A 23,993-nucleotide genomic window follows, 5' to 3' on the forward strand; every position below is an offset into this window, starting at 1 on the left:
TTCCCTGGAAGAATGGCTGACAGGACACTACGGTGAACCTGCCCCCACTGCCCCTGCATTAGAGTGATGATCATGACGTCTGATTTAGCCTTATTTGATTCCACCTATTTAGACATTGATGCGGACCTTCAGGCCCAGGCTTGGCAACAAAACGACGGCCCCAGTCGCTGGCAAGCCTATCTGAATCAGGTCTGTTTGGACACGGTGATTCCCTGGCTGCGGGAAGATCATGATCTGCGAGCGATACCCACGCTGAAATTGCCCTCCTTACAAAGTATTTGGGCCGTGGTGACGGGAACACCCATTCAGGTGGGGGCACAAAAATTAGTCCTGATTCCCACGGAAACGATTGATTTAGATGAACTGCGGGTTCCCCAAGAATGGGTGGATATTCCCCACTGGATTGCGGATTATTATGTGGCGGCCCAGGTGAACCCTGATGAAGGTTGGGTGAGAATCGGTGGGTTTGCGAAACACCTACAGCTGAAGGAACAGGGGGCGTATGATTGGTGCGATCGCACCTACACCCTCAACGATACAGATCTGACGTCGGACCTGAATGTGCTCTGGCTCACCCAGCAATTCAATCCCCAAGAGATCACCCAAGCCGCGGTCAATCCCTTGCCGACGCTATCCAAAGTCCAAGCCGATCAACTCATTCAACGCCTCGGCCATTCAGACCTCGTTACTCCTCGCTTAGCCATTCCCTTTGAACAATGGGGCAGCTTAATGGCCCACGGCGGTTGGCGACAGCGGTTAGCAGTACAACGACGCGGCATCACTGAACAGCCCTCAGTGGGGCAATGGCTGCGAACGGGGATGACCAATCTGGCCCAACAAATGGGCTGGCAATCGATGACGTTACAACCCCAACTCTCAGCGGCCCGAGGCGATCAATCCGCAACCCCAATTGCAGCAATTTCGCGCCAGTTACAGATTGAGGGCCAGCCCTATGAGTTGAATATCTATGCAGTGGAAGTGGAGTCAGCGTGGCGGTTTGAACTGCGACCGGTGACCCCTGGTGCCATGATTCCAGCAGGGTTTGTGCTGCGATTACTAACGGAAGACTTAGAATCTTTTGAGGGGAACGAAGATCAAGCTTCTGAGCCTGTAGATCGGCTCTATATTGATGTCGCTTTGGACTCTGGTGAAGGTCTAGTTTGGACGGTTGAACCGCAGCCAGATCAGTACGATCAAGAAATTTTGAACTTTTAAATGATCAGATTGATATCTTAGATTAGTTGCCCAGACAGGTGAATGAAGTAGGCAGACCATTTACACTGCTTTAAGGCATCAGCTCTGAGAAGGGATGGGTCGAGCAGCGGACTTGGTGGTATTAGATGAAAATCGGGTTTGTCTCGCCTAGCAGTGGTGTGGGTAGACCAAGAGTACTCGGTGGAGAACTTTGAGCGAGCGGTACGGCAAGTGTGTGGTGAGCAAGTGCGCGTAGAAGTGATCAAACGGGAGACTCAAGGCTTTCCAGGTATTGCCCAAGCGCTGGGTTGTTGAACGGTGTTTTGGCTGGTTAAATCGCTATCGTCGTTTGGGGAAGGACTACGAATTTTATCCAGAAACGAGTGAAGCCATGATTTATGGCTGTTTTATTCGACTGCTCACACATCGATTAGTAACTTTAGTTTCTGTTGAGAAATCAGCTCTTAGTGGAACTGTCGGTTATATCTGATAGCACCATTTTCGACACAAGCAGAAATCTTGCCCACCCTGCCATTTAATCTTCTAAACGTAGATTTTGTGTATGTTTTAGCGTCTTATTTTAGTAGAAGAAAAATCTGATTTGTCTGAGTTTTTAGATGTCTCCAGTTAAAAATAAATCCAGTCCAGAGTCTTCTTCCCTGCAAGTAATTTAATTTTCAAGTTAGATGCAGATAAAGTTTGGGTAATATTGAGATAGCTAATCTAATAAAAGAGCCATTTTGTTCTACCTGAATACTCAAAAAAATAGAAAACTTACTCTTTTCTAGCAAGAATATTCCACTAAAGAATACTCTGCTAAATCCCAGATTGAATACATCATATTGATCAACTGCTAGGAGTCTCTCATGAGAATGGAATTCAAAGGCTTTCATCCCAAAGATGCCAATAGCGATGTCATTATTACCCTTACAGACAGTGGGATTGAATATTCTAACCCCAGCACCCGGGCTTTCCAATTTATTGCCTATACTCAGGTAGCTGGCTTTTCAGGTTGGTTACCTACCTATGGGTCATTGCATATCTATAGTAGCAACCCTAATCTTACGATTCACCTCAACTTCCCTCAAGAAGTAGCTGAAGATTACCTTCGCCAGATTCAAGATGTTCTCAAAAAAGAAGTTGGCCCCAAAAATGCGAAACATCTAGTTGCTTCCATGGCTTGATTTTTGTCTATTTTTTGAGCAGTCTTCATAAATCCTATTAGTGCTTTTTGTGCTTATTTTGCAGGGCATTTTTGTCCCTGATCCGCTTAATTGCCATCTTTTTTGGGCATCATAAAACTAACAGGTGAAAAGAATCTGAATCATTCTGAAGAAAATGACAACTGGACTGCTCATTGGCCAATTAGCTAGCAAATTTGGTGTTTCTCCGCAAGCCATTCGCTATTATGAGCAGCTTGGCCTCCTCAACCAACCATACCGCAATCGCTCAGGCTACCGCCTATATACTGTGGCAGCCCAGGACCGATTGTACATGATCCGCAGTGCCCAAAATTTCGGTTTATCCCTACATCAAATTAAAGAGATTCTAGATATAGGTGAGCATTCTCAAAACTCACAAATTCTCATGAAACAAATGGTGCAAAGCCATTTAGCAGAACTCGACCAGCAATTAGCAGAACTCGACCAAACCCGTCAGCAATTGAAGCGGCGCTTTGAACAATTCCAACAACTCAGTAGTGTTGGCCCTCAATCACAATCTTTATTAAAGCTACTGAAAACGATTGAAGACCATAATCATCCCGTTGCTGAAGAAGACGATGATATCAGCAACAGGATGCTGGCTCAATATGCTGCTGGAGAACGCTATTTTTCTGGTATCAAACTGATTGGCGCTAAGCTCAGTGGCACCCTTTTAAGTCATGCCAATTTCAATCGTGCTGAATTGATGCTCGCCAGCTTAAATGAAACAGTCCTAGAAAAATGCACCTTTAGAGAGGCCTATCTTAGTGGTGCCGATATGATCGGTGCCTATCTAGAGCAAGCCGATTTATCCCATGCAGTTCTGGTCGGTTCAGATTTAAGCGAAGCGACCTTAGCAGGGGCTAGTTTGATTGGCAGCAATTTAGGGGGGGCTTGTTTATATAAGGCCGATTTGCGGGGCGCGACTTTAAGCGAAGCCATCTTGATGGGAGCCAATTTGCAAGGGGCCGATTTGCGTGGAGTCAATCTGTTTGGCAGTAATTTACTCGATGCCAATCTCGAAGACGTAATTGTGGATGAACCTATCGTCATTGATAACTCAATCATAGGGTACCCACAAACTATTCCTTAACCTAGATTCAGATGATTGAAACCTATCATCAGGACTCCATCAAGTGGTGTAGTCCACAGAGCACTCTACTCATAGAAATTAATTTATATAAGTTTTTTTTATAGCTTTTGCTATTGACACTCAAGCAAACTTTAGCTTTTAGCCTGAAAAGGTATTAGATCCAGGGGGAAACCATGCAAGTATTTGGTACTAACACCAGCGAAGAACTTTTTGGCTCAATTACAGATGATGTTGTAATAGGCAAGGAAGGCGACGATACCATCCTTGGCGGCGAAGGCGATGATGTTTGGCTATCGGGTAACGAAGGCGATGATGTCGTCAAAGGCGGCACCGGCAACGATACGCTCTCTGGCAGCCGAGGCAACGACTGGATGCATGGCGATGAAGGTGGTACCCAAAACTGGCAACAAGATGTAAATGGCAATTACACCTATACCGGTCCCGTGGATGAAAGCGGTGCAGGCTTTGCCGATCCCAACGCCATTCGCAGTGGCACTCAAAATGACGACCTTCTCTTAGGCGGCATTGGTAATGATGTCCTCATCGGTGGCTTAGGTAAAGACGCCATCATCGGCGATCAAGGCGCAGATATGATTATTGGCGGCCAAGGCGATGACTACTGGTTGGCCGGTGAAGCAGGCGATGACACCCTGCATGGAGATGCGGGCGATGATATTCTCAGCGGCGGCGAAGGCAATGACTTCGTGACGGGTGGTGTTGGCAACGACAACCTACTCGGCAATGAAGGTCAAGATACATTATTAGCCGGTTCGGGTTTCGATTATGTGGATGGCGGTACGGGGGATGACTTAGTCGACGGGGGTGAAGGCGCTGACACTCTTAAAGGCGGTCTAGGGGATGACAAAATCCTGGGACAGTCTGGCAATGACATTCTCATAGGAGAAGCCGGTAATGATGAGCTAATCGGGGGTGCCGGTGACGACTACTGGATGTCTGGCGGCGAAGGCAGCGACACCCTCTACGGTGAGCAAGGCCACGACATCATGGATGGTGGCGAAGGCAACGATATCCTCTATGGCGGCGCAGATGATGACACCATGATGGGGGGAGCGGGCGACGATGCTCTCTTTGGTGGTGAACATATCGATCATATGGATGGGGGCACCGGTGCAGATACCCTATCTGGGGGGCACGGAGATGACAATATCCATGGTGGCGAAGGCAATGACCTGATTGCTGGTGAAGGTGACCAGGATGTTCTCTACGGCGATGCTGGGCAAGACACCATCAGCGGTGGTGCGGGTCATGACTTTATCGATGGTGGACTAGGCGATGACCTCCTCTCCGGCGACGAAGGCATGGATGCCATTGAAGGTGGCCAAGGTAATGACACCATCGACGGAGGCGTTGGCAACGATGGCTGGCTCTCGGGTGGTGAAGGCGCTGATTTAATCGATGGCGGTGCGGGTGAAGATGTACTGTCCGGCGGTGAAGGTGAAGATACCCTTCTCGGTAATACCGGTAATGATGTTCTGATGGGCGACGCGGGTAATGATTACCTCAATGCGGGTGAAGGCGACGACTACTGGGTTGACGGTGGCGCCGGTAATGACCTCGTTGAAGGCGGCCTCGGCAATGATGTGGTTGCAGGGGGTGCTGATCAAGACACCGTTAGCGGTGGTGAAGGCAATGATGTCGTCCTTGGAAATACAGGCGATGACCTGCTCACAGGTGATGCGGGTAATGACATCCTTGATGGAGGCGAAGGTGCCGACCAACTCAGTGGTGGACTCGACAGCGACACTCTCAGCGGTGGTGAAGGCAATGACGTTCTCAAAGGCGATGCTGGCAATGACGTCCTCAAAGGCGATGCGGGTGATGACATCCTCAAAGCAGGTGCCGGCGACGATTTCTGGGTTGACGGTGGCGTTGGTAATGACCTCATTGAAGGCGGCAGCGGCAATGACATTGTCTCTGGTGATTTAGGAGATGACACTGTTTCTGGCGGTGAAGATGATGATACGGTCATCGGTGGCGCAGGCAATGATGTTCTGTCTGGAGACGCAGGCAATGATGTTCTCCTCGGAGATGAGGGATTCGATACGCTTGACGGGGGTACTGGTAACGATACTCTAGCTGGTGGTGACAATGCCGACCTTCTCAAAGGGGGTGCAGGTCTAGATATCCTGGAGGGTGGCACCGGCGACGATACCCTCATAGGTGGCGATGATGATGACGTGCTCATGGGAGATGCTGGCGATGATGTATTGTCCGGTGACGCTGGCAATGACATTCTCAACGGCGGTGAAGGTCAAGACCAACTCAGTGGTGGTCTCGGAAGTGATACTCTCAGTGGCGGTGACGGTAATGATGTCTTAGAAGGCGATGCCGGCAATGATGTTCTCCAGGGCGATGCGGGTGATGACATCCTCAAAGGTGGCGAAGGTGATGACTACTGGGTTGATGGTGGCGCTGGTAATGACTTCGTTGAAGGCGGTCTAGGAAGTGACATCGTTTCTGGTGGCGAAGGAGCTGACACCGTTTCCGGTGGCGAAGGAGCTGATACAGTCCTAGGTGGCGCTGGCGAAGACCTACTAACCGGTGATGCTGGGAATGATGTTCTCCAAGGCGATGCCGGACTAGACACCCTATACGGTGGGGCTGGTAACGACACCCTAGGCGGCGGTGACAATGCTGACCTACTGAAGGGTGAAGCTGGCTCAGATGTTTTAGAAGGCGGCGCTGGCAACGATACCCTTTTCGGTGGTGAAGAAAAAGACGTTCTCATGGGCGATGCCGGGGATGACGTCCTCTCTGGTGATGCCGGCAACGACTACTTAAGTGGTGGTGAAGGGGCCGACCAGCTCAGTGGTGGCGAAGGCCAGGATGTCATTGAAGGCGGCGCAGGGGCTGACGTTATTTCTGGTAATACCGGCAATGACGAGTGGCTGTCCGGGAACGCTGGCAATGACATCGTTGATGGCGGCAGCGGCAATGACTTCTTAAGTGGAGGTGAAGGCGCTGATACCCTCCTAGGTGGAGACGGAAACGACGTCGTCTTTATTGACGCTGCCGACACTCAAATCCTCGGTGGTGAAGGTTATGACGTTGCCATTGTAGAGTCTGCAGAAGGCGTCGTCTTTGATGCAGGGGCCAACAGCTTTGATGAAGCCCACGGCAACAGTGGTGATGATGTTTTCTCCCACACAAATGGTGCTGGAGCTCCCGCTTCGACCACAGTGGCGTTGTTCGGTAAAGGCGGTAATGACCAACTATCCGGTGGATCAGCCAATGACTATCTTGAAGGTGGCACGGGCGACGATACCCTAGCGGGTGGGGCGGGTGAAGATACTGCGATCGCAGGTGAAGGCAACGACCTAATTTCCGGTGAAGCAGGCCACGATTACCTCGAAGGCAACGCTGGGGATGACACCCTCGAAGGCGGTACTGAGAACGACATGTTGGTCGGTGGTGAGGGTGCAGATGCCCTATATGGCGGTGACGGCTCTGACACATTGCTATTTGATGCGGATGACATCGTAGTCGATGGTGGCGACGGTTATGACATCGCTCGTGCTCAAGGCAACCAGCCGGTCACCCTAGACCTCGGTGCCAGCCAAATTGAACTCGCCTACGGTTCTGGCGGCGATGATGTCTTTACCAATTCCGGTACCGAGAATGTCGAAATTCATGGTGAAGCTGGCGATGACAGTATCACGGGCGGCACCGGCCATGAGAACCTCGATGGCGGAGCAGGCAATGACATCATTCTTGCCGGGGCAGGCAATGATATCCTCTCTGGCGGTACAGGAGATGACCTGTTAGAAGGGCAAGAGGGCAATGATGTGCTCTCGGGCAATGCTGGAGCCGATACCCTTATGGGCGGTGCAGGCAACGACACCCTTAACTTCGATGGTGATGACACCTTCGATGGTGGCGACGGTACAGACGTTGCCAAACTCCAAAGTAGCGATGGTCTAACCCTCAATATTGATGATGTCAGCATCGAAGAAATCCACGGTAATGCTGGCAACGACCAATTTACCTCTAGCAATGGCACCAACATTAAAATGTATGGCCTAGTTGGCGATGACACCCTTACCAGTGGCAGCGGCAGCGATCGCTTAGAGGGTGGCAGCGGCAACGATGTCTTATCCTCTGGCGGTGGCAACAATGCTCTATTCGGTGGCGACGGTAACGATAGCCTAACGACTGCCGGAGGCAAAGACACCTTAGATGGTGGGTCTGGCAACGATACTCTCAGCGCTGATAACGGCAACGATAGTCTGCTGGGCGGTAGTGGCGATGACCTCTTAGATGCTGGGTCTGGCAACGACATCCTGAAAGGAGATGCAGGTGCAGACCAATTAATCGGGGGTGCCGGTAACGATAAGCTTTACTTCGATGCCGACGATACGGTAGTTGAGGGTGGCACGGGTACTGATACGGCTTACTACCAAAGCACCTCTGATCTAAACATGGATATCGATGCCGCTAGCATCGAAACCCTCTATGCCAATAGCGGTAATGACGAAATTACCTCTACGAATGGTGCCAAAGTGAAGCTCTACGGCCAGGGAGGCAATGACACCCTTTCTAGTGGCAGCGGCAGCGACCGCTTAGATGGCGGTGCTGGGGATGACGTCTTGACCACGACGGGTGGCAACAACACCCTCAAAGGTGGATCAGGAAATGACACCCTTACTAGTGGCAGCGGTAATGACACATTGGATGGCGGCAACAATGACGATATCCTTAATGCGGGTGCTGGTGCAGACATCCTCAAAGGCGGTAGCGGCAATGATGCGCTCGAAGGCGGTAGTGGCAATGACAAACTCTATGGTGGGTCTGGTATTGACACACTCTCCGGGGGAGAGGGTAATGACTCTCTCTATGCCGACAGTGGCAATGACCTTTTAGATGGTGGCGCTGGCAACGACGAGCTATTTGGCAGCACTGGGAACAACCAACTGCTGGGTGGAGACGGTAATGATGCGCTCTATGGAGTCAACGGATCTAATGATCTACAGGGGGGTGCCGGTCAAGACTCCTTATATGGTGGCAGTGGTGCTGATCAGCTCTTTGGCGATGCCGGAAATGACGGCCTTTATGCTGGCATCGGTAATGATGTTCTTGACGGTGGCGCCGGTAATGATACCCTGATGGGTCAAGAAGGCAATGACACCTTGCTAGGTGGTAGTGGTGACGATGTCTTAGTGGGTGCCAACAGCGATACGCTTAAAGGCAGTGGTTCCATTGACTATCTAACCGGGGGTGATGGAGCAGACTACTTTGTTCTCGGAGGGGATATTGCTTACTACAACGATGGAGATGATACCTCAGCAGGTCTGAATGACTTTGCAGTGATTACTGATTTCAATGGTAATCAAGATTTCATCCAGATGAGTGGTTCATCCACAGACTACGTTATGGGAGTTGCGGCACTTGGCATGAGTGGCACAGGAATCTATCTAGACTCAAATGGTGATGGTATTGCTGGAGGTGCAGATGAACTGATTGCTAATGTAATAAGTGACTCTGGTTTCACCCTGACAGATACTACCTTTATCTATATCTAGTTCTAAATACTCAGTCTCTTAGCTCGCTTTTGTCTAATCGTCCAGAACGACACGATGAATCAGTATGCTCAGTTGACGGTGATTATTCCCTTTCGACCAGGGTTCAAACAGGCTCCCTATGCCGTCAATGTAAAGGCATCTTCTGCAAATGGCTTGGACCAGGATCGGTTCCTAGATATAGGCCAAATTCGTGCATTAGATGGCCGCAGAATTCTGGAGTGCCAAGGAATGCTTGAGGACAAATATTGGCAACCCATCCACACCGCCCTCAATATTGTGCTGGGATTTGATGTATAGCTCGACAGATTGCTCCTCGGTGCTTAACTCTCTTGATCATGAAGAGAACGCAAAGTCAGGTCTACCACAGCGGTAGACGGGGCAACGTCAATATTGCGGGTCGCCCTTCTGTGAGGTGGAGGGCTATATATTTATTCTTGACCTTATCTTCCAGAAACACTGCAGATCAGTAAGATAGATAGGATCTGAGTTGGCTGTTCCGGTATGTTGCTGTCCCTCCGCATCGAAAACTTCGCCCTAATCCACTCCTTAGAGCTGACGTTTATCGGCGGATTGAACGTGCTGACCGGAGAAACTGGAGCCGGGAAATCTATCTTGCTAGATGCCATTGACCTGATCTTGGGTGGGAAAGCCCTCAGTTCCATGCTGCGCACGGGCGAATCTCGCACTCTACTGGAAGCCAGCTTTAGCCTGACCCCCGCCCTCAATACCTGGCTAGTGGACACTGATATCGATCCTTTAGAGGACGATGTATTGGTGTGCAGTCGCGAAATTTCGGTCCAAGGTACCTTACGCAGCCGCTTTCGGGTCAATGGCGTGGTCGTCAACAAACAGCAGATTGCCCAACTGCGAGAACAACTGATCGAAGTAACGGCCCAAGGACAAGCTGTCCAACTAGGTCGGGCTGATCGCCAACGACAGTGCTTAGACGGGTTTGGAGGAGAACCGCTCCTGAAGCAACGACAGAAGGTGGCCGCTGCCTTTGCTCGCTGGCAAAAAATCACCACCGAACTCCAAGCCTTTCGCCAAAATGAGCAACAGCGCCTCCAGAATATCGATTTGCTCCGCTATCAGTTGCAAGAGCTGGACGCTGCCCAGCTTTCCGATCCCAACGAGCAAACGGGCTTAGAACAAGAGCTACAGCGGCTCAGTCATAGCGTTGAACTCCAACAGCAAAGTTATCAGGTCTATCAGCTGCTCTACGAGCAAGACCAAGGGGACGCCTGTGGTGATCTCTTGGGCCAAGCGGAATCGATTTTAACGGATATGAGTCAGTATGATTCACAGCTAGCGCCCATTCTAGAACTTGTCCAGCAGGCGCTTACCCAGGTGCAAGAAGCAGGTTCATTGATCAATGCCTATGGCAATACCGTTGAAACAGATCCTGAACAACTGCAGTCAGTGGAAACGCGACTGATGGAGCTGAAGCAAATTTGCCGCAAATATGGACCGAGTTTAGAAGATGCGATCGCACATCACCAAACCATCCAAACCCAATATGCTGACCTTACCGGAGAAGGCCAATCCTTGGACGAACTAGAGCAGGCCGCTGCTGAGTGTGAAGCGAAACTTCAGCAAGCCTGTGCCAAGCTGACGGCCCTGCGCCAAAAAGCAGCCCAACAGTTAGAAGCTCGCCTTTTAGAAGAACTGAAGCCCCTCGCCTTAGACAAGGTGCAATTTCAGGTGGGATTAGAGCCCATCGCTCCCACTCAGCACGGCGCCAACCAAATCCAATTTCTGTTTAGTGCTAATCCGGGTGAAGCCTTGCAACCGTTGTCCGAATCAGCTTCGGGGGGAGAAATGAGTCGGTTCTTGCTGGCCCTCAAAGCCTGTTTTTCCCAAGGAGAAGGCGTGGGCACATTGATCTTCGATGAAATTGACGCGGGGGTGTCGGGGCATGTGGCTCAGGCCATTGCTACGAAGCTGTATCGTCTCAGTCAGAACCATCAGGTCCTCTGCGTTACCCACCAACCGATGATTGCTGCCATGGCCGATGCTCATTTTCAAGTGCAAAAGCAGGTTGTTACTCAAGGCCCAAAATCCAAGTCTGGCAAAAAAGCAACCGAGCGAACCGTGGTGAATGTCGCCTCTTTGGATGACCAACAGCGACGACAGGAATTAGCAGAAATCGCGGGTGGACAAACCACTCAGCAAGCCCTTACCTTTGTGGACTCCCTCTTACAGCAGGCGGGAAAAGTTCGAAAAAGCTATGCCAGTTCCAACGGGAAGAAATAACCTGAGGTTGGGATGCACTCAACCCCGAATTCTTGTATGGGCTGACTAAAATAAGGTGCTGGATCGTCCCAGACCCATTAGACTAGCACTAGGGGATTATTTACATAGACTCATTTCGGAACCACACACATGTCACTTGAGATGAAGCAGGGTATTGCTATTTTTGATTGCCCAGACCACTACGCCTGTCTGGGGCTAGCGATTGGGGCTTCCAAAGGTGAGATTCGCAAACGATACTTCAAAATAGCGCGTGGCTTGCACCCAGATAGTTGTCCAGCCGGTATGGATAAGGAGCAAGCCAGCCGGATGCTCTCCAAAGTGGTCAATCCAGCTTACGAGGCTCTATCTCAAGACAAAGAGCTAGAAGAATACAAGGTGTTATTACGTCTGGTGGGGCAACGCGCGACCCGAGAGATTGATCCGAGTACGCTCCAAGTCGCCAATGCCCAAACCCTATTAACCACCAATGACTTTGAAGCGTTATACAAAGAGCAAGTCAATCAATTGGCTCAAAACCAGTTTGATCAGTTAGAGGCGGTGCTAGGGATTGTTGCTCAGCTCAGCGAGCTAAACTTAGCGTATTTAATCCGGTGTGAGGGGACCCCAAAAGCTAGCCCTTCTAGACCTGCTCCTGTCCAAGCAGCCCAGACCCCCCCTGCAACATCTCCATCATCATCAGACGCAGCTGTCTCTCCTGCTGCACAAAAAACACCGCCGCCTCAAGAAGCACCCACATCACAATTTGTGAATGATTACTGTCGACGGGCTCAAGAACTCATTAATAAAAATCGTTTAAATGAAGCCATTGTAGAGCTCCGGGATGCGCTGAAGCTGGAGCCCAAAAGTAGTCGATGCCATAGCTTAATGGGTTCCATTTATCTGCAAAAAAAATCGCTCAAGATGGCAAAAGTCCATTTTACACAAGCTTTAAAGAGTAATCCCAAAGACTCTGAAGCCATCAAAGGGATGGCAAAAGTGGACAAATTAGAAAAGCGGTCCAATCCTTCTGCTACCAAGCAAACCACTGCTCAACGCTCCGAACGCAAGGGGTTATTCGGATTGTTTGGTGGTAAGAAGTAATTGTGACGATGTATCAACCTCCTGCTGGTGCCCGAGACTTACTCCCCTTAGATGTTGCTCAAAAGTCCTGGATTGAGCAGCGCTTGCAACAGGTCTTTCAGGGCTGGGGCTATCACCGTATCATTACCCCCACCCTAGAACGATTAGACACATTAATTGCGGGAGGAGCCGTTGAACCCCAAACCGTCATTCAGGTTTGGGATCCGGAAGAGGGTGTACTGGGCCTGAGACCCGAATTGACGGCCTCCATTGCGCGAGCCGCTGTCACTCGTATGGAGGGCGCCGCTCATCCCCAGCGACTCTATTACAATGCCAATATTTTCCGACAGCAACCGGGACATGCCAGCGGTCAGCATGAGTTTTATCAAGCAGGAGTCGAGCTACTGGGTAGTAGTGGGTTATTGGCCGATGCCGAAATCCTGTTACTGCTAGCGGATTGTCTGAGGGTGCTAGGCGTACAGCACTGGCATGTCATTTTAGGGGAAGCAGATTTAACGCGATCGCTGTTACAGCCTTTCCCTGACTCAATCCGAAATGCGGTTCGTCGTGCCATTGCTCAACTAGATCGGGTGGGGTTAGCTAACTTGCCCTTAAGCTCAGAGCTGAGAGACCATGCCCTGTTTTTATTGGATTTGCGAGGTGAACCCGCTCAAGTCTTGCAAAAAGTAGGCCAACTCCCGCTTGAGCCACCCCAACAGGAGGCAGTCAATAACCTCAAATCCTTGGTCGAGGTCTTATCCGCACTGCCGTCTTTGACCTTAGATCTAAGCCTGATTCAAACCTTTGACTACTATACAGGGATTGTCTTTGAGATTATTAGTGATGCCGAATCGGGGCAGCGAGTCCTCGGGCAGGGGGGACGCTACGATAAGCTCTTGGGCCTTTATCATCCTCAGGGCAAGCTGATTCCTGGGATTGGATTCTCCTTCAATGTTGAACCGGTCCATCAAGTGCTGCTTACTCTGGGGAAACTGCCTCAACAAACCCCCGCTTCCCATTGGTTAGTCGTGGCTGAAACCGAAGCTGCGATCGCAGCTACCTTCGCCCATGCTCAGCATCTCCGCCAGCAAAATGCTCAGCTCCCCCTGACCCGAGTGGAAGTTGAACTGTCGCAAAAATCCCCCGATGATATTCGGGCCACTGCGCGCCAACAACGAATTTCCCAAATTGCTTGGGTCAACGCTCAAGGGTCTGTCACAATTGAGTCGCTAGCGTAATCCACTCAGCTGTCTTGACTACAGCATTGATGTCATTGGGATAATATCCATGCTCACCGTTGCCTTACCCAAAGGGGCACTCCTCAAAGAGAGTATCCGTCGCCTGCAAACTGTTGGCTTAGATTTCAGTGCATTTCTAGACGCAGCCAATCGCCAACTGCAAATCCAGGATCCATCGGGAACGGCACAAGGGCTATTGGTGCGTGCCCAAGATGTCCCGGTTTATGTGGAATATGGCCAAGCCCAAATCGGCATTGTCGGGTTTGATGTCTTGCAGGAAAAGAAGCCACAGGTTGCCCAGATTGCGGATTTAGGCTTTGGTCATTGTCGAATGTCTGTAGCCGTGCCCAGTCAAAGCCCCTATCGTTCAGCGATGGAGCTGCCACCCAACTGCCGGGTGGCCTCCAAATTTGTTCACTGCGCCCATGACTTTTTCTGTCAAATCGATTTACCTGTGGAAATTATTCCGCTCTACGGCTCGGTCGAGTTAGGACCGATTACTGGCATGTCCGAAGCCATTGTTGATTTAGTCTCCACTGGCCGAACCCTTAAAGAGAATGGCTTAATCGAACTGGATTGCCTCTATGACAGCACCGCTCGTTTGATTGCCCATCCCCTCAGCTATCGGCTCAACCAATACAACCTTCAGCACTGGCTTGACGAAATTAGCAAAACCAGCCAGCCCTTAACCTCTAGCACTCCATAAGTCCGTGTGGGTTGATGTTTCACTCAGGATTCCGCTCTATGGGATATCGACAGCGGGATCAAATTGGTAGCTGCTTAAAATCTCTTGAAAAGTAGATTCCACTTGCTTGAAATCCGACTGCAACACATAGATACTGACCACGGAAACCGTGTTGCGCCGTTGTTGGGTAAACGTTGCCCCTAATACTTGATCATTGCCGGTAGAAAAGGTCCAACTGAGTTCCACCACACCGTTATTGCGACGTCTGGGGGCATCGGTTCGAAAATTAGGTCGGTCTTCAAAGGCGTTCGTAATCAGTTGCCGTGCTAAGTTGCCCAGTTCTCTCTGGCTAAATCTTTGGCGGGATTGAAAGAGATCCACTACCACACCACTACCGGTATCCCGATCGGTCCATCGTAGAATGACTTCTCCTGCTTTACTGGTATCCGTACGTTCCCAAGTCCGAGGGACATCGATTCGGAACAACCCTGAGGGATGCGTATAGGTGGCGAGGTCCGCCATCTTGTTGCCAAAGGAATCTTCGCTTGAATTGGCATCGGCATTATCTCTACTCTCTGTCTGAGACACACTGGGGTCTTGATTCAGCCCTAGGAACGTGCTGATAAAGGGCCATGCTAAGGCCCCGCCTCCTAACACTAAAACCCCTGCAATAATCCACACCCAAATCTGTGGACCGGAGTCTGCAGTGGGCTGTGATTGATGATACGGTGCAGGACTGGCAGCCGGATAAGGCGGCGGGTTCCCAGGTGGGGGAGCCGTCACTTGGGTAGGGGGAGTAGGGGGAGCGCCACGTTGTGGGCTGACCTCTGTGGGGGGCAGTCCCCCTGAAACGGTGCTGGCTCTGACATTGAAGACCACACGTCCTAGGGTGAGGGTGCTGGCATTGCCTAAGGGAACTTCCCCTTTAGGAATGGGTTGGCCATTGACAATGGGAGGATTGGATTCACGTAGCGATCGCAGGAAAAATACTTGACTCCCCGCATGATAATAAACTTCGGCCTGTAAACCCGAGACACTACTATCCGACAGGACAATATCGCAGCGTTGCGGATCCCGGCCAATCCTGACCGTCCCCGGATGTTTGCTGGGTTGATTGGGTTGAATCTGCTCAGAGCGAGAGACGCCCCCCTCTATCCACTCCAACGTTAGCTCAGTCACATTAAGTCCTTTTCCATATCACTGAACTTCATCGGTCCATTATCGCCATGCCAGATCTACCTCTGGGGCAGATCCATATCTAGTCGTGCATCCAGCATACCTAAGCCGGGTGAACTGTGAAAGAACAGTCTGTTTGCACTCTGCTTTAATGAATCCAGATATTTTCCATTTTTAAGAGTAAAACGGTTAGAGTTGATATAGCAAACCTTCAAAAATCATCTTTTCAACTCACTGCAATGAAAACTGGCAACATCACCAACCATAAACGGCTAGGTACCCCACATGTGTTCGCTGTCGTTTGTTTAGTGGGACTCGTCTCAGCCTGTACCCCCACACTGAATACGGATAAGCTGGAAGACGAGATTCGCCAATGGTTAGAGCGAGAAGAGAATATAGATGTGAAATCTGTCTCTTGCCCTAATCGAATTAAAGTGGAAGCGGGCAATACCGTCGACTGTGAAGCAGAAACTGAAGATGGCACCCAATCGACTATTTTAGTAAAGCTGAATGATGATGAGGGCGATGTTTCATTACAGCTGGATAACGATAATGATTTGAGTTCTTCTGACTCCCTCACCATCTTGAAGGATGAACCCAGCTCAGAACCAGAGCTGACGGATGAAAATGCAACTGAGCCAGAACCCACTGAGCCAGAACCAGCTGATATCGATCCTAATACGCCTGTGATAGAGGCTGACTTTGTCGAAACCACGCTCAAAAAACAGTTTAGGGAGCAGTCTGGTATTCGAGTCCGATCCGTTGCCTGCCCTGGAAATATTCCGGTCAAAGTGAATGATAAATTTAACTGCACAATCACGGCAATCAACGGGAAAACCATTGAAGCGATTGTGACTCAAACGAATACCCAAGGGGGGTTCTCTTGGAACGCCACTAAGGGGCTAATTTCCTACAATAAAGTGGAAGATTTAATCCGGTCCGGTATCAAAGACCAAGAGAACTTGGCTGTTACGCCCAAGTGTGGGACCAGCCAGACACGTTACATCATTGCTTATACGGGCGATACTTTTCGCTGCACTGCTAAAGACTCGCGGGGCCGTAACATTCCCGTTCAGGTCTCCGTTCGAAGTGATGAGGGGCAAGTGCAGGTGAAATGGGAACTGTAATAGACGGTAATAACGGTTACTTTACGAATAGTACTAGCCATTCATCCGAGCCTATACCCCAGTGGTTCACTCCATTGATTGGGGTGTAGCGTGGCATTGTCCTGCTAGCGCTGAACCGAATTTCTCGTCATCAGAGGCCCAGACGATACCACCATTTTGACCGGGGATTAAGGCTAACGCTTCAACCTTATTAAAACCGAATCGATATAGGGGAACTAGGGTTGAAGGGTCAGGCCCTTCAGATGGGGCTGCACGGCGAGACAGGGATGGCAGGAAAGGAAAGCGGCCCAAAACATACATGGCTGACTGGAATGGCCCTTGATCACCCGGGTCACTGGCAGCGGTGATGTAAAGCGTTCCATCGGGAGCAATCTGTAAATCGGATACATGCCGGACCTGATTGAGCGGCCAGGGAACCCGCCAAGATCTGGACCCCTGAACTGCTATTTTGTCGGTTGTTAGATCAACGCTTCCCCAGAAGAGCATTGCCGGATCCTCCTCTTCACCCCGATGAGCCCAAACTGCCATCAGTTGATCCTCCATCTGCTGAAGTGCAAACCCTTCAATATTGATCAGTTTGGAGTGGGGGGGGATTTGCAACGAACGCAAAACCGTTAGGGTGTGAGTGGGGCTATCCAGCCGTACATGATAAATCTGCCCCAAGCTGGTCACCGCCATATATTCGGTGTGTTGGGTACGGGGAACGACTGTCAAGGCTTCCAAATCCACAGGGAGGGGCTGATCCGCAGGCCATGTAAGGGGCTGATACTGGATGGTGCCGTGAGGAGGGACGGTTAATAACGCCAACCGAGGTTGGTCCAGATCACCTTTGTTGTCGTGGACGGCCAGAAACTGGCATGTTCCCCCCTGCTGGTTGACAAAGGCAAGCCCACTCACACCTTTGCGCTTACCGGGTTGTACAGGCCGCCATCTGGGATTAGCCGTAGCGAATCCCCAGGAACTGCTGAGCCAGACTCCGAGTAGCGTTGCGAGTAACCGATGGATTTTCATATTGATGTCCGATGTGCGGTTCTCTTAGGACCGTATGGGAGGGAGGGTTAGGGCATTGCGTCAGGCGTTTTCTCTGGGGTCGTCTCTTGCGGCGTATCCTCAGCTGCAGGCGTATCTGGAGTTGTGGGGGCTTCAGGTGCCTCCTCCTGGGACGGTTGTGCAGGAGCGGTGGGCACCTCTTCTGAGGCATCGGGTGACTGAGCAGGCGTCTCTCCCCCTGGGAACTGTCCGTCCATAAAACCACCGAGCATGGAGCTAGATTTCAAGAGTTTTTGGACGGCAGCTAAATCAATTTTCAACGTCTTAGTGGGATAGGCTTCTAAAAAACTGAGCGCCCCCACCCCTTCCTTAGAGGCAGCCGCACCAATCAATGCACTTCTAAGGGCCAGCTTTTCGGCACCACCGGGGAGAGAGGTGGCTCCTGCAATCTGAGTCAGCAACTGATCCCCTTGGGGTGATCGCAGGAGCTGATCCATCACCACAACATTCAGAGGAACTTTAAATTTCAGCCCCCCTAGCAAAGACTCTCTTTCTTTTTGCCCGACCACACTCAGGGCAGACGCTAAATCTGGTGGCGCACTACCCGTTTCCAAGTACTGTCGTAAATCAGAGACAGAAATGGAACGGCCAAAGGGACCATAGGTGACTGTGATTTTCTCGGCGGCATAACTGGGTAAAGCCTTGCTACTCAGCCCCATTAACATCAAGGTACTGGAGAGCAAAAAGAGTAAACGGCGAGGGTAACTCATAAGACGGCTTCCTTTGAGGTGGGGTGGAATTTATAGGTTAGAACGGGTTAAAAATTGAGGCTCAGGAAATGACGCACGGTCAAGTATGCAGGAAGGCGGCAATTCGGTCAACGGCTGTTGCCAGTGTGGGGGGATCTTGGACCAAGGCAAAACGCACATATCCTTCTCCTGACGGGCCAAAGCCAGCACCGGGTGATGCGGCTACGCCCGTTTGGTGTACCAGTTGCTTACAGAATTGGACTGATTGTTGTTGCCAAGGTTCCGGTAGGGGAGCCCAGATATACATCGTCGCGGTGGGGGAGGGGACGGACCAGCCGATTTTTTGCAGGGCGGATACAAAAACATCTCGCCTTTTTTGAAAGATCGATAGCGTCGCCTGAATATCTGAATCGCAGGTGGATAAGGCGGTAACGGCTCCATTCAAAATCCCTTGGTACTGGTTAAAATCAACGACAGCCTTGATTTTCCGTAAGCTGTGAATTAACTCAGCATTGCCAATGGCATAGCCAATCCGAAACCCTCCCATGCTATAGGACTTAGAACAGGTAAAAAACTCGATGGCGCACTGCCGATCGCGATCGGCCTGCAAAATGGATGGCATCGATTGTGCTGAAAAGACAAAATCAACGTAGGGAAAATCGTGAACCAGCACCAAATCATGAGCCTGACAGAATTGTACGGCCTCCTGAAAGAAGGAGAGAGATGCGATCGCAGTCGTGGGATTGTGAGGATAACTTAACACCATCATCCGCGCTTTCTGGAGAACCGGAGTCGGAATCTCACTAAAAATAGGTAGGAAGTGGTTTTCTGCTAGCAGGGGCATCCCATAGATTTCTCCGCCCGCTAAATAGACGCCCCCAGAGTGGGAGGGGTAGCCTGGATCCTGTAAAAGGGCAATATCCCCTGGGTTGAGAATGGCAAGGGGTAAGTGGGCCGTCCCTTCTTGAGACCCAATTAAGGGCAATACCTCCGTTTCTGGATCCACGGATAACCCAAACCGACGCTCGTACCAGGTGGCAGCAGCCTGCCGAAAGGAGCGGGTGCCGTGAAACAACAGATAGCCATGAGTTGAGGGATCTTGCAAAGACTGGCTAATGGTCTCCAAGATCGGTGCGGCTACGGGCAAGTCCGAAGATCCCAACGACAAATCAATCAGAGATTGACCTGCATCAAGGGCTTGGCGCTTAGCCTGATCCATGTCTGCAAAGACATTGGCTTGAAAATTCTGGATGCGATCGGCAAATTTCATCTACACAAATCATCCTGACCTTTCAGCAAGTGAGGGTCAGCTAGCGACGGTTGGCTTAAACTCTATCCCAGTTTAAGGTGAATTCTCGCTAAAACTTGGATTGCAGCGTGGAGATACAAAAAGCCTCAATATCCACTAGAAATCGTAGACATTGAGGCTTTTTCGCTCTTATTTAGATTTAAATTTGATCTAATTTCGTGCGTAATTCTTCTAGCTCTGCATCAACGGGGGTTTGCTGCTGTGGTGTATCAACAGATTGAGTTTCGGCAGCGGGCAATGCCTCTGGCGTCGCAGGACTCCCTTCCAACGCAGGAGGCTCTGCCAATTGAGCTTTCAGCATCGCCAATTCCGAGTCAACATCGCTGCCCGCTTCCAAACTGGCAAATTGACTCTCTAAGGTATCTCCAGCCAGTTCTGCCACGGCTTCAGATTCGGCTTCCATTTGCATGACTTTTTCTTCCATACGCTCAAAGGCCCCAATGGCGCCAGAGGTATCGACGCGGCCCATGGCTTTATTGATTTGCTCGCTGGCCTTGGCCGCACGGGCTCGGGCCTTCAGCATTTCTTTCTTGGTTTTGGCTTCCGCAATTTTGCTTTCTAAAGCCGTCATGTTCCGCTTAAGCGTCGTCACTTGATTCGTCGACTGGTCTAGCTGTCCCTTAAGGCTATTGGCTGTATCGGTAAAGCTTTGCTTGCGAGATAGGGCTTCACGGGCGAGGTTCTCATCTCCCTTTTGGAGGGCGAGTTGGGCCCGACGATACCATTCGGAGGATTGGGTTTGGGCTTGATTGTATTGCTGTTCTAACCGTTTCTGAGCAGCGATGGATTGGGCCACAGCCTGACGCAGTTGCACTAAGTCTTCGCGCATGTCCTCAACGGTCTGCTCCAGAATTTTTTCTGGATCTTCGGCAGAGCTGACAACTGCATTGAGGTTTGAACGAACAACCCGACTAACGCGGTCAAATAATCCCATGACTCGGTTTTTCCTTAAAACAATAGACTTCTATGACAATCCCTGGTTCTAGACTAGCGAAGCTTGAGGTTTTCAGCGAGATCAATGCCCTGGTTAATACCTAAATGTGGGCCTGAGTGGTCTGCACTTACATGTTACTTGGCTTCCTGACTGATAGTGGTGATATATACAGGCTTTTTAAGATCCAAATTAGGAAATGGTCTGGATAGTCAGTATCAGTTTACCCACTTCAGAACCATGACAAAGCAACGCTGAATAAGAAGCTGGCTTCACCTGGCCTGAGAACTGGCAAAATCGCCAATATTGTGTTGAAGCACTAGTTAGTATTCTAGCAATCTCAATGCTAGTAAGGGATTCTTAGAAGCACTTTAGGCTTTGGAGTTTGGAGGGGCGTCTATAAACGGACGAGTTCGGCCATATGGACACCAAAATACCCCCAAGCTCGATAAACTTGAGGGTAAACTTAGCGGTAGTAGCTAGCCTAGAGCCTATAATTAGTCAACAGTACCTGCTTGCAGACTGAAAGCATCGGTAAAGATTTCTTGGTTAGCACCATTAATGGTGCCAAAGGCAGCTGAACCACCAGGACCAGATGTAGCAGCACCCGTAGAACCGAGCAACTCGGTATCAGATTTGAACGAAGTCGCGTTGATATTCAGAGTCGTAATGGCTCCACCTGCAACTAGCTCTTGCTGTTGATCAGATAATTCAGTAAATAATTCAGACATGATTTAACCTCAAAGGATAGATAAGAAATGTTGTTTCTATAGACAGTAGACCATCAGATTTTGAATCATTCAGTGATGTCGGAGTGCTACTAGAGTGATGGGGAACACACGTCCCAAACGGGGAAGGTGTGCTAATTGCGTATCATCTTGACTACAACCCTAGAATTTCTTTGTAATGCTGATGTCTCAGTCTCTTGAACCCATCGCATATTCAACACAGAACCATTTCGTTGCCTATGGCCAAGTTCTAGATCAGGGCAAAACACAGCGGGTTACGGTGACGTTGCAGGACGACCCGCTAACCTGGGAACAGGCCATTGAGCTGTGGCAACAGGATCCAGAATTCCGCACGTTCACCACTCAAATCCTACGGGAGAGTGCCTACGCTGCCTTCTTTTGGGAAACACCGCCCCTAACGCCGACCAGCCTGAACCAACCGTGGGAATTTGTGCTGGTGCAAGCCCCCATGTTGGCAAAGGTGTCGCCGAACCTTCAACCCTTTGCCGCCTATCTCGATCACGGCAACGAGCCCCTGCGCGTGTTTCCTAACTTAGGGGGAGACGCCGTGCTGATTGTGCCCTGTGCCCTTGGCCCTTTACCCACCTACACTCACTTGGCTAACTTTGTTCGGCAAGGCCCAATCGCACAAGTCGATACACTATGGCAAGTTTTGGGGACGACGCTGCAAGATGTGATGCGATCGCGAACCGCTCCGTTGTGGGTCAGTACTTCCGGTTTAGGCGTTTACTGGCTCCATATTCGCTTGGATGACGCGCCCAAATACTACACCCATGCCCCCTACCGTAACCCGCACTGGCCTGGGTGAACGTTCAACGCCAGAACTATGGCATCAGCTGCTGATAAAGCTGGCTTAACTGTTGCGCTACGCCCTGCCAACTAAAGATCATTTCCACCCGTTGGCGTCCCGCTCTGCCCCACTGTTGACTGAGATGTGGATCGGCCAAAATTCGATCAATGGCTTGGGCAAACCCTGTCACATCCTTGGGGGGCACCAGTAATCCCGTTTCATTGGGTAACACTGTAAATTGCAACCCTCCTACATCACTGACCACTACAGGCGTGCGACTGGCCATTGATTCAATGGCAACGAGTCCAAAGGGTTCATAGTGGCTGGGAACCACACTGACATCAGCAGCCGCATAATAAAAGGGCAATGCTTCGCTACTAATTCGTCCTGGGAAGCTGGTTTGATCATTTAGTCCTAGCGTTTGGACAATCCCTGCAATGCGATCTCGTTCCTGACCATCCTTCTCGCCTGGACGACTGCCGCCGCCAATGATCAGTCGTAAATCATCGCCTTCTCGAAATTGAGATTGAGCGATCGCTCTGATCAAGGTTTCAATTCCTTTGCGAGGGTCAAAACGACCAATATAAAATACGACTTTGGCTTCTAAAGGAATCCCCAAGTGCTGGCGAGCCTCTGCTTGAGAGATAGCGCCGTATCGTTCAATATCAGTTCCACAGGGAATGACTTGGATATTGCCCGAAGTAGAAAGGTGCGATCGCATATGCACCTTTTCCTGGGGGCTAGTGGAAACGATACAATCTGCAGATTCCAAACATTTTTTTTCAACGGCCAGCCGGGTCGCTGCAATATCAGGAATATGAGGAACATTGGCATACTTCACCGCTCCCAGAGAATGATAGGTATGCACTTGTGTCATGGGTTGGTGTTGCTTGAGCTTCATCCCTACCCAACCAGACAGCCAATAGTTGGTATGAACCAAGGAATAGTGAATCCCTTCCTGAGTTTGAAACGTTAAAAGTTGTTCTAAAAATTGGGGGAGACAATCAAAAATCTCATCCCGACTGACAAATTTAGGCGGCCCTGCAGGCAGACGAATCGTTTGACAACCCGGCCGATGCTTCACACGCTCAGGCTTTTGTGCATCCGACTTGCGGGTGAACATATCGACTTGCCAACCCAGTCGAGATAAGGCTTCCCCCACTTGCCGAACATAGACATTTTGGCCGCCAGCCTCTTCAGCTCCAATTTCAACAGCGGGATCGCCATGGACAGAAATCAAGGCAATTCTTGCCGACCTCTTATTCTCAGAGGATATGCTTTGTGAATTCATGACTCCAGACAGAACGAAGCAATTCTTAGCAAGAAGACTTCTAAACGATGGGAAAAGAATTAATACAAAGCATATCCTAAAACCCATCGCTCAGCCGTTACCAGACTATCTGGACCATATTAGAGGTGTTACAGAGACCAATTAATGATCTGGCGTTGGATATTCAGTATGCATTCAATCCATTCTGGAGGGGGATACAGCCTACAGAGCGAAGAAAATGCGGTCCAGCCATCAACAGCCATTTGGCAAATGCAGGAGTACCCTTATGAAAAAGTGGCTTTGGCCTTCGCTGAAAAATATGGTGAAGTCACCTCTGAGAAAATTACAAAAAGATTGTAACTTGGGTCAGGCCTAAGTTTGCGAACATCCTGGATGAGCCGGGCGTTCGCAAATTTGAGGGATATGAATTTGAAATTATTATCCCCAAACCTTAATGAAGTGAGGTGCCACTCACAGATTGTAATTAAAGTCTGACTCTCCTGTTGGAGAAGCCAGAGAGATTCTCAAAAGACTAATCCGTTGATGCAGAATCCATGCCAGAAACTGGAGGCGATGACAAAAGCTTATGATAGTGCCCTAACTAAATCTATTCTTTATGAGAGAAAAAATGCTGTATG

The 23,993-nt window shown here is 50.2% G+C and carries 18 protein-coding genes and 2 pseudogenes; 13 read left to right on the top strand and 7 right to left on the bottom strand.

Annotation, left to right across the window (positions count from 1 at the left end; genetic code table 11):
* Positions 1-72: 72 nt before the first annotated feature.
* The 10 genes and pseudogenes from Q0986_RS12645 to hisG all read left to right on the top strand — a co-directional run bounded on the left by Q0986_RS12645 (position 73) and on the right by hisG (position 14,285).
* On the top strand, positions 73-1,215 hold the full coding sequence (locus tag Q0986_RS12645; protein ID WP_299410727.1) for a DUF1822 family protein: 1,143 nt from the start codon (positions 73-75) through the stop codon (positions 1,213-1,215).
* A 231-nt stretch (positions 1,216-1,446) separates the two neighbouring features.
* Positions 1,447-1,684: pseudogene (locus tag Q0986_RS12650) on the top strand (transposase); the annotation flags it as partial.
* A 376-nt stretch (positions 1,685-2,060) separates the two neighbouring features.
* Positions 2,061-2,378, top strand: coding sequence for a hypothetical protein (locus Q0986_RS12655; RefSeq protein WP_299410730.1), 318 nt, complete (start codon positions 2,061-2,063; stop codon positions 2,376-2,378).
* A 154-nt stretch (positions 2,379-2,532) separates the two neighbouring features.
* The gene (locus tag Q0986_RS12660; protein WP_299410732.1) at positions 2,533-3,489 is read left to right on the top strand and encodes a pentapeptide repeat-containing protein; all 957 of its coding nucleotides are present in this window, start codon (positions 2,533-2,535) and stop codon (positions 3,487-3,489) included.
* A 173-nt stretch (positions 3,490-3,662) separates the two neighbouring features.
* Positions 3,663-9,029, top strand: a complete 5,367-nt coding sequence (locus Q0986_RS12665; RefSeq protein ID WP_299410735.1) for a calcium-binding protein — start codon at positions 3,663-3,665, stop codon at positions 9,027-9,029.
* A gap of 24 nt (positions 9,030-9,053) precedes the next feature.
* Positions 9,054-9,326 (top strand): annotated as a pseudogene (locus tag Q0986_RS12670) (type II toxin-antitoxin system PemK/MazF family toxin); the annotation flags it as partial.
* Positions 9,327-9,530: 204 nt separating this feature from the next.
* On the top strand, positions 9,531-11,282 hold the full coding sequence (recN, locus tag Q0986_RS12675) for a DNA repair protein RecN (protein WP_299410737.1): 1,752 nt from the start codon (positions 9,531-9,533) through the stop codon (positions 11,280-11,282).
* Positions 11,283-11,411: 129 nt separating this feature from the next.
* On the top strand, positions 11,412-12,362 hold the full coding sequence (locus Q0986_RS12680) for a DnaJ domain-containing protein (RefSeq protein WP_299410739.1): 951 nt from the start codon (positions 11,412-11,414) through the stop codon (positions 12,360-12,362).
* A gap of 8 nt (positions 12,363-12,370) precedes the next feature.
* Positions 12,371-13,579: an ATP phosphoribosyltransferase regulatory subunit gene (locus tag Q0986_RS12685; RefSeq protein ID WP_299410742.1), complete on the top strand. Its 1,209-nt coding sequence runs from the start codon at positions 12,371-12,373 to the stop codon at positions 13,577-13,579.
* Between the two features lie 49 nt (positions 13,580-13,628).
* Entirely contained in the window at positions 13,629-14,285 is a 657-nt protein-coding gene (hisG, locus tag Q0986_RS12690; protein WP_299410744.1) for an ATP phosphoribosyltransferase, read from the top strand.
* Positions 14,286-14,321: 36 nt separating this feature from the next.
* On the opposite strand, the gene Q0986_RS12695 is transcribed toward hisG, so the two are convergent.
* Positions 14,322-15,443 carry an FHA domain-containing protein gene (locus tag Q0986_RS12695; RefSeq protein ID WP_299410746.1) on the bottom strand — a complete coding sequence of 374 codons (1,122 nt, stop codon included), beginning with the start codon at positions 15,441-15,443 and terminating at the stop codon, positions 14,322-14,324.
* 236 nt (positions 15,444-15,679) lie between these two features.
* On the opposite strand from Q0986_RS12695, the gene Q0986_RS12700 reads away from it, so the two are divergent.
* Complete coding sequence (locus tag Q0986_RS12700) at positions 15,680-16,567, top strand: DUF4333 domain-containing protein (protein WP_299410747.1); 888 nt, start codon at positions 15,680-15,682, stop codon at positions 16,565-16,567.
* A 66-nt stretch (positions 16,568-16,633) separates the two neighbouring features.
* Here Q0986_RS12700 and Q0986_RS12705 read toward each other — a convergent pair whose 3' ends face one another.
* From Q0986_RS12705 to Q0986_RS12725, 5 genes are all read right to left on the bottom strand, one after another.
* Positions 16,634-17,578, bottom strand: a complete 945-nt coding sequence (locus tag Q0986_RS12705) for a hypothetical protein (RefSeq protein WP_299410749.1) — start codon at positions 17,576-17,578, stop codon at positions 16,634-16,636.
* 47 nt (positions 17,579-17,625) lie between these two features.
* A complete protein-coding gene (locus Q0986_RS12710; protein ID WP_299410751.1) occupies positions 17,626-18,327 on the bottom strand; it encodes an alpha/beta hydrolase in 702 nt (233 codons plus the stop codon).
* Positions 18,328-18,406: 79 nt separating this feature from the next.
* Positions 18,407-19,576: an LL-diaminopimelate aminotransferase gene (locus Q0986_RS12715; RefSeq protein ID WP_299410753.1), complete on the bottom strand. Its 1,170-nt coding sequence runs from the start codon at positions 19,574-19,576 to the stop codon at positions 18,407-18,409.
* Positions 19,577-19,754: 178 nt separating this feature from the next.
* The gene (locus tag Q0986_RS12720) at positions 19,755-20,549 is read right to left on the bottom strand and encodes a PspA/IM30 family protein (protein WP_299410756.1); all 795 of its coding nucleotides are present in this window, start codon (positions 20,547-20,549) and stop codon (positions 19,755-19,757) included.
* Between the two features lie 494 nt (positions 20,550-21,043).
* On the bottom strand, positions 21,044-21,277 hold the full coding sequence (locus Q0986_RS12725) for a CTB family bacteriocin (RefSeq protein WP_299410758.1): 234 nt from the start codon (positions 21,275-21,277) through the stop codon (positions 21,044-21,046).
* Positions 21,278-21,458: 181 nt separating this feature from the next.
* On the opposite strand from Q0986_RS12725, the gene Q0986_RS12730 reads away from it, so the two are divergent.
* On the top strand, positions 21,459-22,103 hold the full coding sequence (locus Q0986_RS12730; protein ID WP_299410760.1) for a hypothetical protein: 645 nt from the start codon (positions 21,459-21,461) through the stop codon (positions 22,101-22,103).
* Between the two features lie 16 nt (positions 22,104-22,119).
* On the opposite strand, the gene Q0986_RS12735 is transcribed toward Q0986_RS12730, so the two are convergent.
* Complete coding sequence (locus tag Q0986_RS12735) at positions 22,120-23,376, bottom strand: glycosyltransferase family 1 protein (protein WP_299410763.1); 1,257 nt, start codon at positions 23,374-23,376, stop codon at positions 22,120-22,122.
* 168 nt (positions 23,377-23,544) lie between these two features.
* Between Q0986_RS12735 and Q0986_RS12740 the strand changes: the two genes are divergently transcribed.
* Positions 23,545-23,715 (top strand): hypothetical protein, encoded by a 171-nt coding sequence (locus Q0986_RS12740; protein WP_299410766.1) that lies wholly within the window; start codon positions 23,545-23,547, stop codon positions 23,713-23,715.
* Positions 23,716-23,993 lie beyond the last annotated feature (278 nt).

It is taken from the genome of Acaryochloris sp. IP29b_bin.148, from assembly GCF_028285565.1.
Taxonomy (GTDB): Bacteria; Cyanobacteriota; Cyanobacteriia; order Thermosynechococcales; family Thermosynechococcaceae; genus Acaryochloris.

Excerpts from the sequence above, each read along its gene's own strand:
- Q0986_RS12645 (WP_299410727.1), top strand. The coding sequence starts at position 73 with ATGACGTCTGATTTAGCCTTATTTGATTCCACCTATTTAGACATTGAT.
- Q0986_RS12655 (WP_299410730.1), top strand. The coding sequence starts at position 2,061 with ATGAGAATGGAATTCAAAGGCTTTCATCCCAAAGATGCCAATAGCGAT.
- Q0986_RS12660 (WP_299410732.1), top strand. The coding sequence starts at position 2,533 with ATGACAACTGGACTGCTCATTGGCCAATTAGCTAGCAAATTTGGTGTT.
- Q0986_RS12665 (WP_299410735.1), top strand. The coding sequence starts at position 3,663 with ATGCAAGTATTTGGTACTAACACCAGCGAAGAACTTTTTGGCTCAATT.
- recN (WP_299410737.1), top strand. The coding sequence starts at position 9,531 with ATGTTGCTGTCCCTCCGCATCGAAAACTTCGCCCTAATCCACTCCTTA.
- Q0986_RS12680 (WP_299410739.1), top strand. The coding sequence starts at position 11,412 with ATGTCACTTGAGATGAAGCAGGGTATTGCTATTTTTGATTGCCCAGAC.
- Q0986_RS12685 (WP_299410742.1), top strand. The coding sequence starts at position 12,371 with ATGTATCAACCTCCTGCTGGTGCCCGAGACTTACTCCCCTTAGATGTT.
- hisG (WP_299410744.1), top strand. The coding sequence starts at position 13,629 with ATGCTCACCGTTGCCTTACCCAAAGGGGCACTCCTCAAAGAGAGTATC.
- Q0986_RS12700 (WP_299410747.1), top strand. The coding sequence starts at position 15,680 with ATGAAAACTGGCAACATCACCAACCATAAACGGCTAGGTACCCCACAT.
- Q0986_RS12705 (WP_299410749.1), bottom strand. The coding sequence starts at position 17,578 with ATGAAAATCCATCGGTTACTCGCAACGCTACTCGGAGTCTGGCTCAGC.
- Q0986_RS12710 (WP_299410751.1), bottom strand. The coding sequence starts at position 18,327 with ATGAGTTACCCTCGCCGTTTACTCTTTTTGCTCTCCAGTACCTTGATG.
- Q0986_RS12715 (WP_299410753.1), bottom strand. The coding sequence starts at position 19,576 with ATGAAATTTGCCGATCGCATCCAGAATTTTCAAGCCAATGTCTTTGCA.
- Q0986_RS12720 (WP_299410756.1), bottom strand. The coding sequence starts at position 20,549 with ATGGGATTATTTGACCGCGTTAGTCGGGTTGTTCGTTCAAACCTCAAT.
- Q0986_RS12725 (WP_299410758.1), bottom strand. The coding sequence starts at position 21,277 with ATGTCTGAATTATTTACTGAATTATCTGATCAACAGCAAGAGCTAGTT.
- Q0986_RS12730 (WP_299410760.1), top strand. The coding sequence starts at position 21,459 with ATGTCTCAGTCTCTTGAACCCATCGCATATTCAACACAGAACCATTTC.
- Q0986_RS12735 (WP_299410763.1), bottom strand. The coding sequence starts at position 23,376 with ATGAATTCACAAAGCATATCCTCTGAGAATAAGAGGTCGGCAAGAATT.
- Q0986_RS12740 (WP_299410766.1), top strand. The coding sequence starts at position 23,545 with ATGCATTCAATCCATTCTGGAGGGGGATACAGCCTACAGAGCGAAGAA.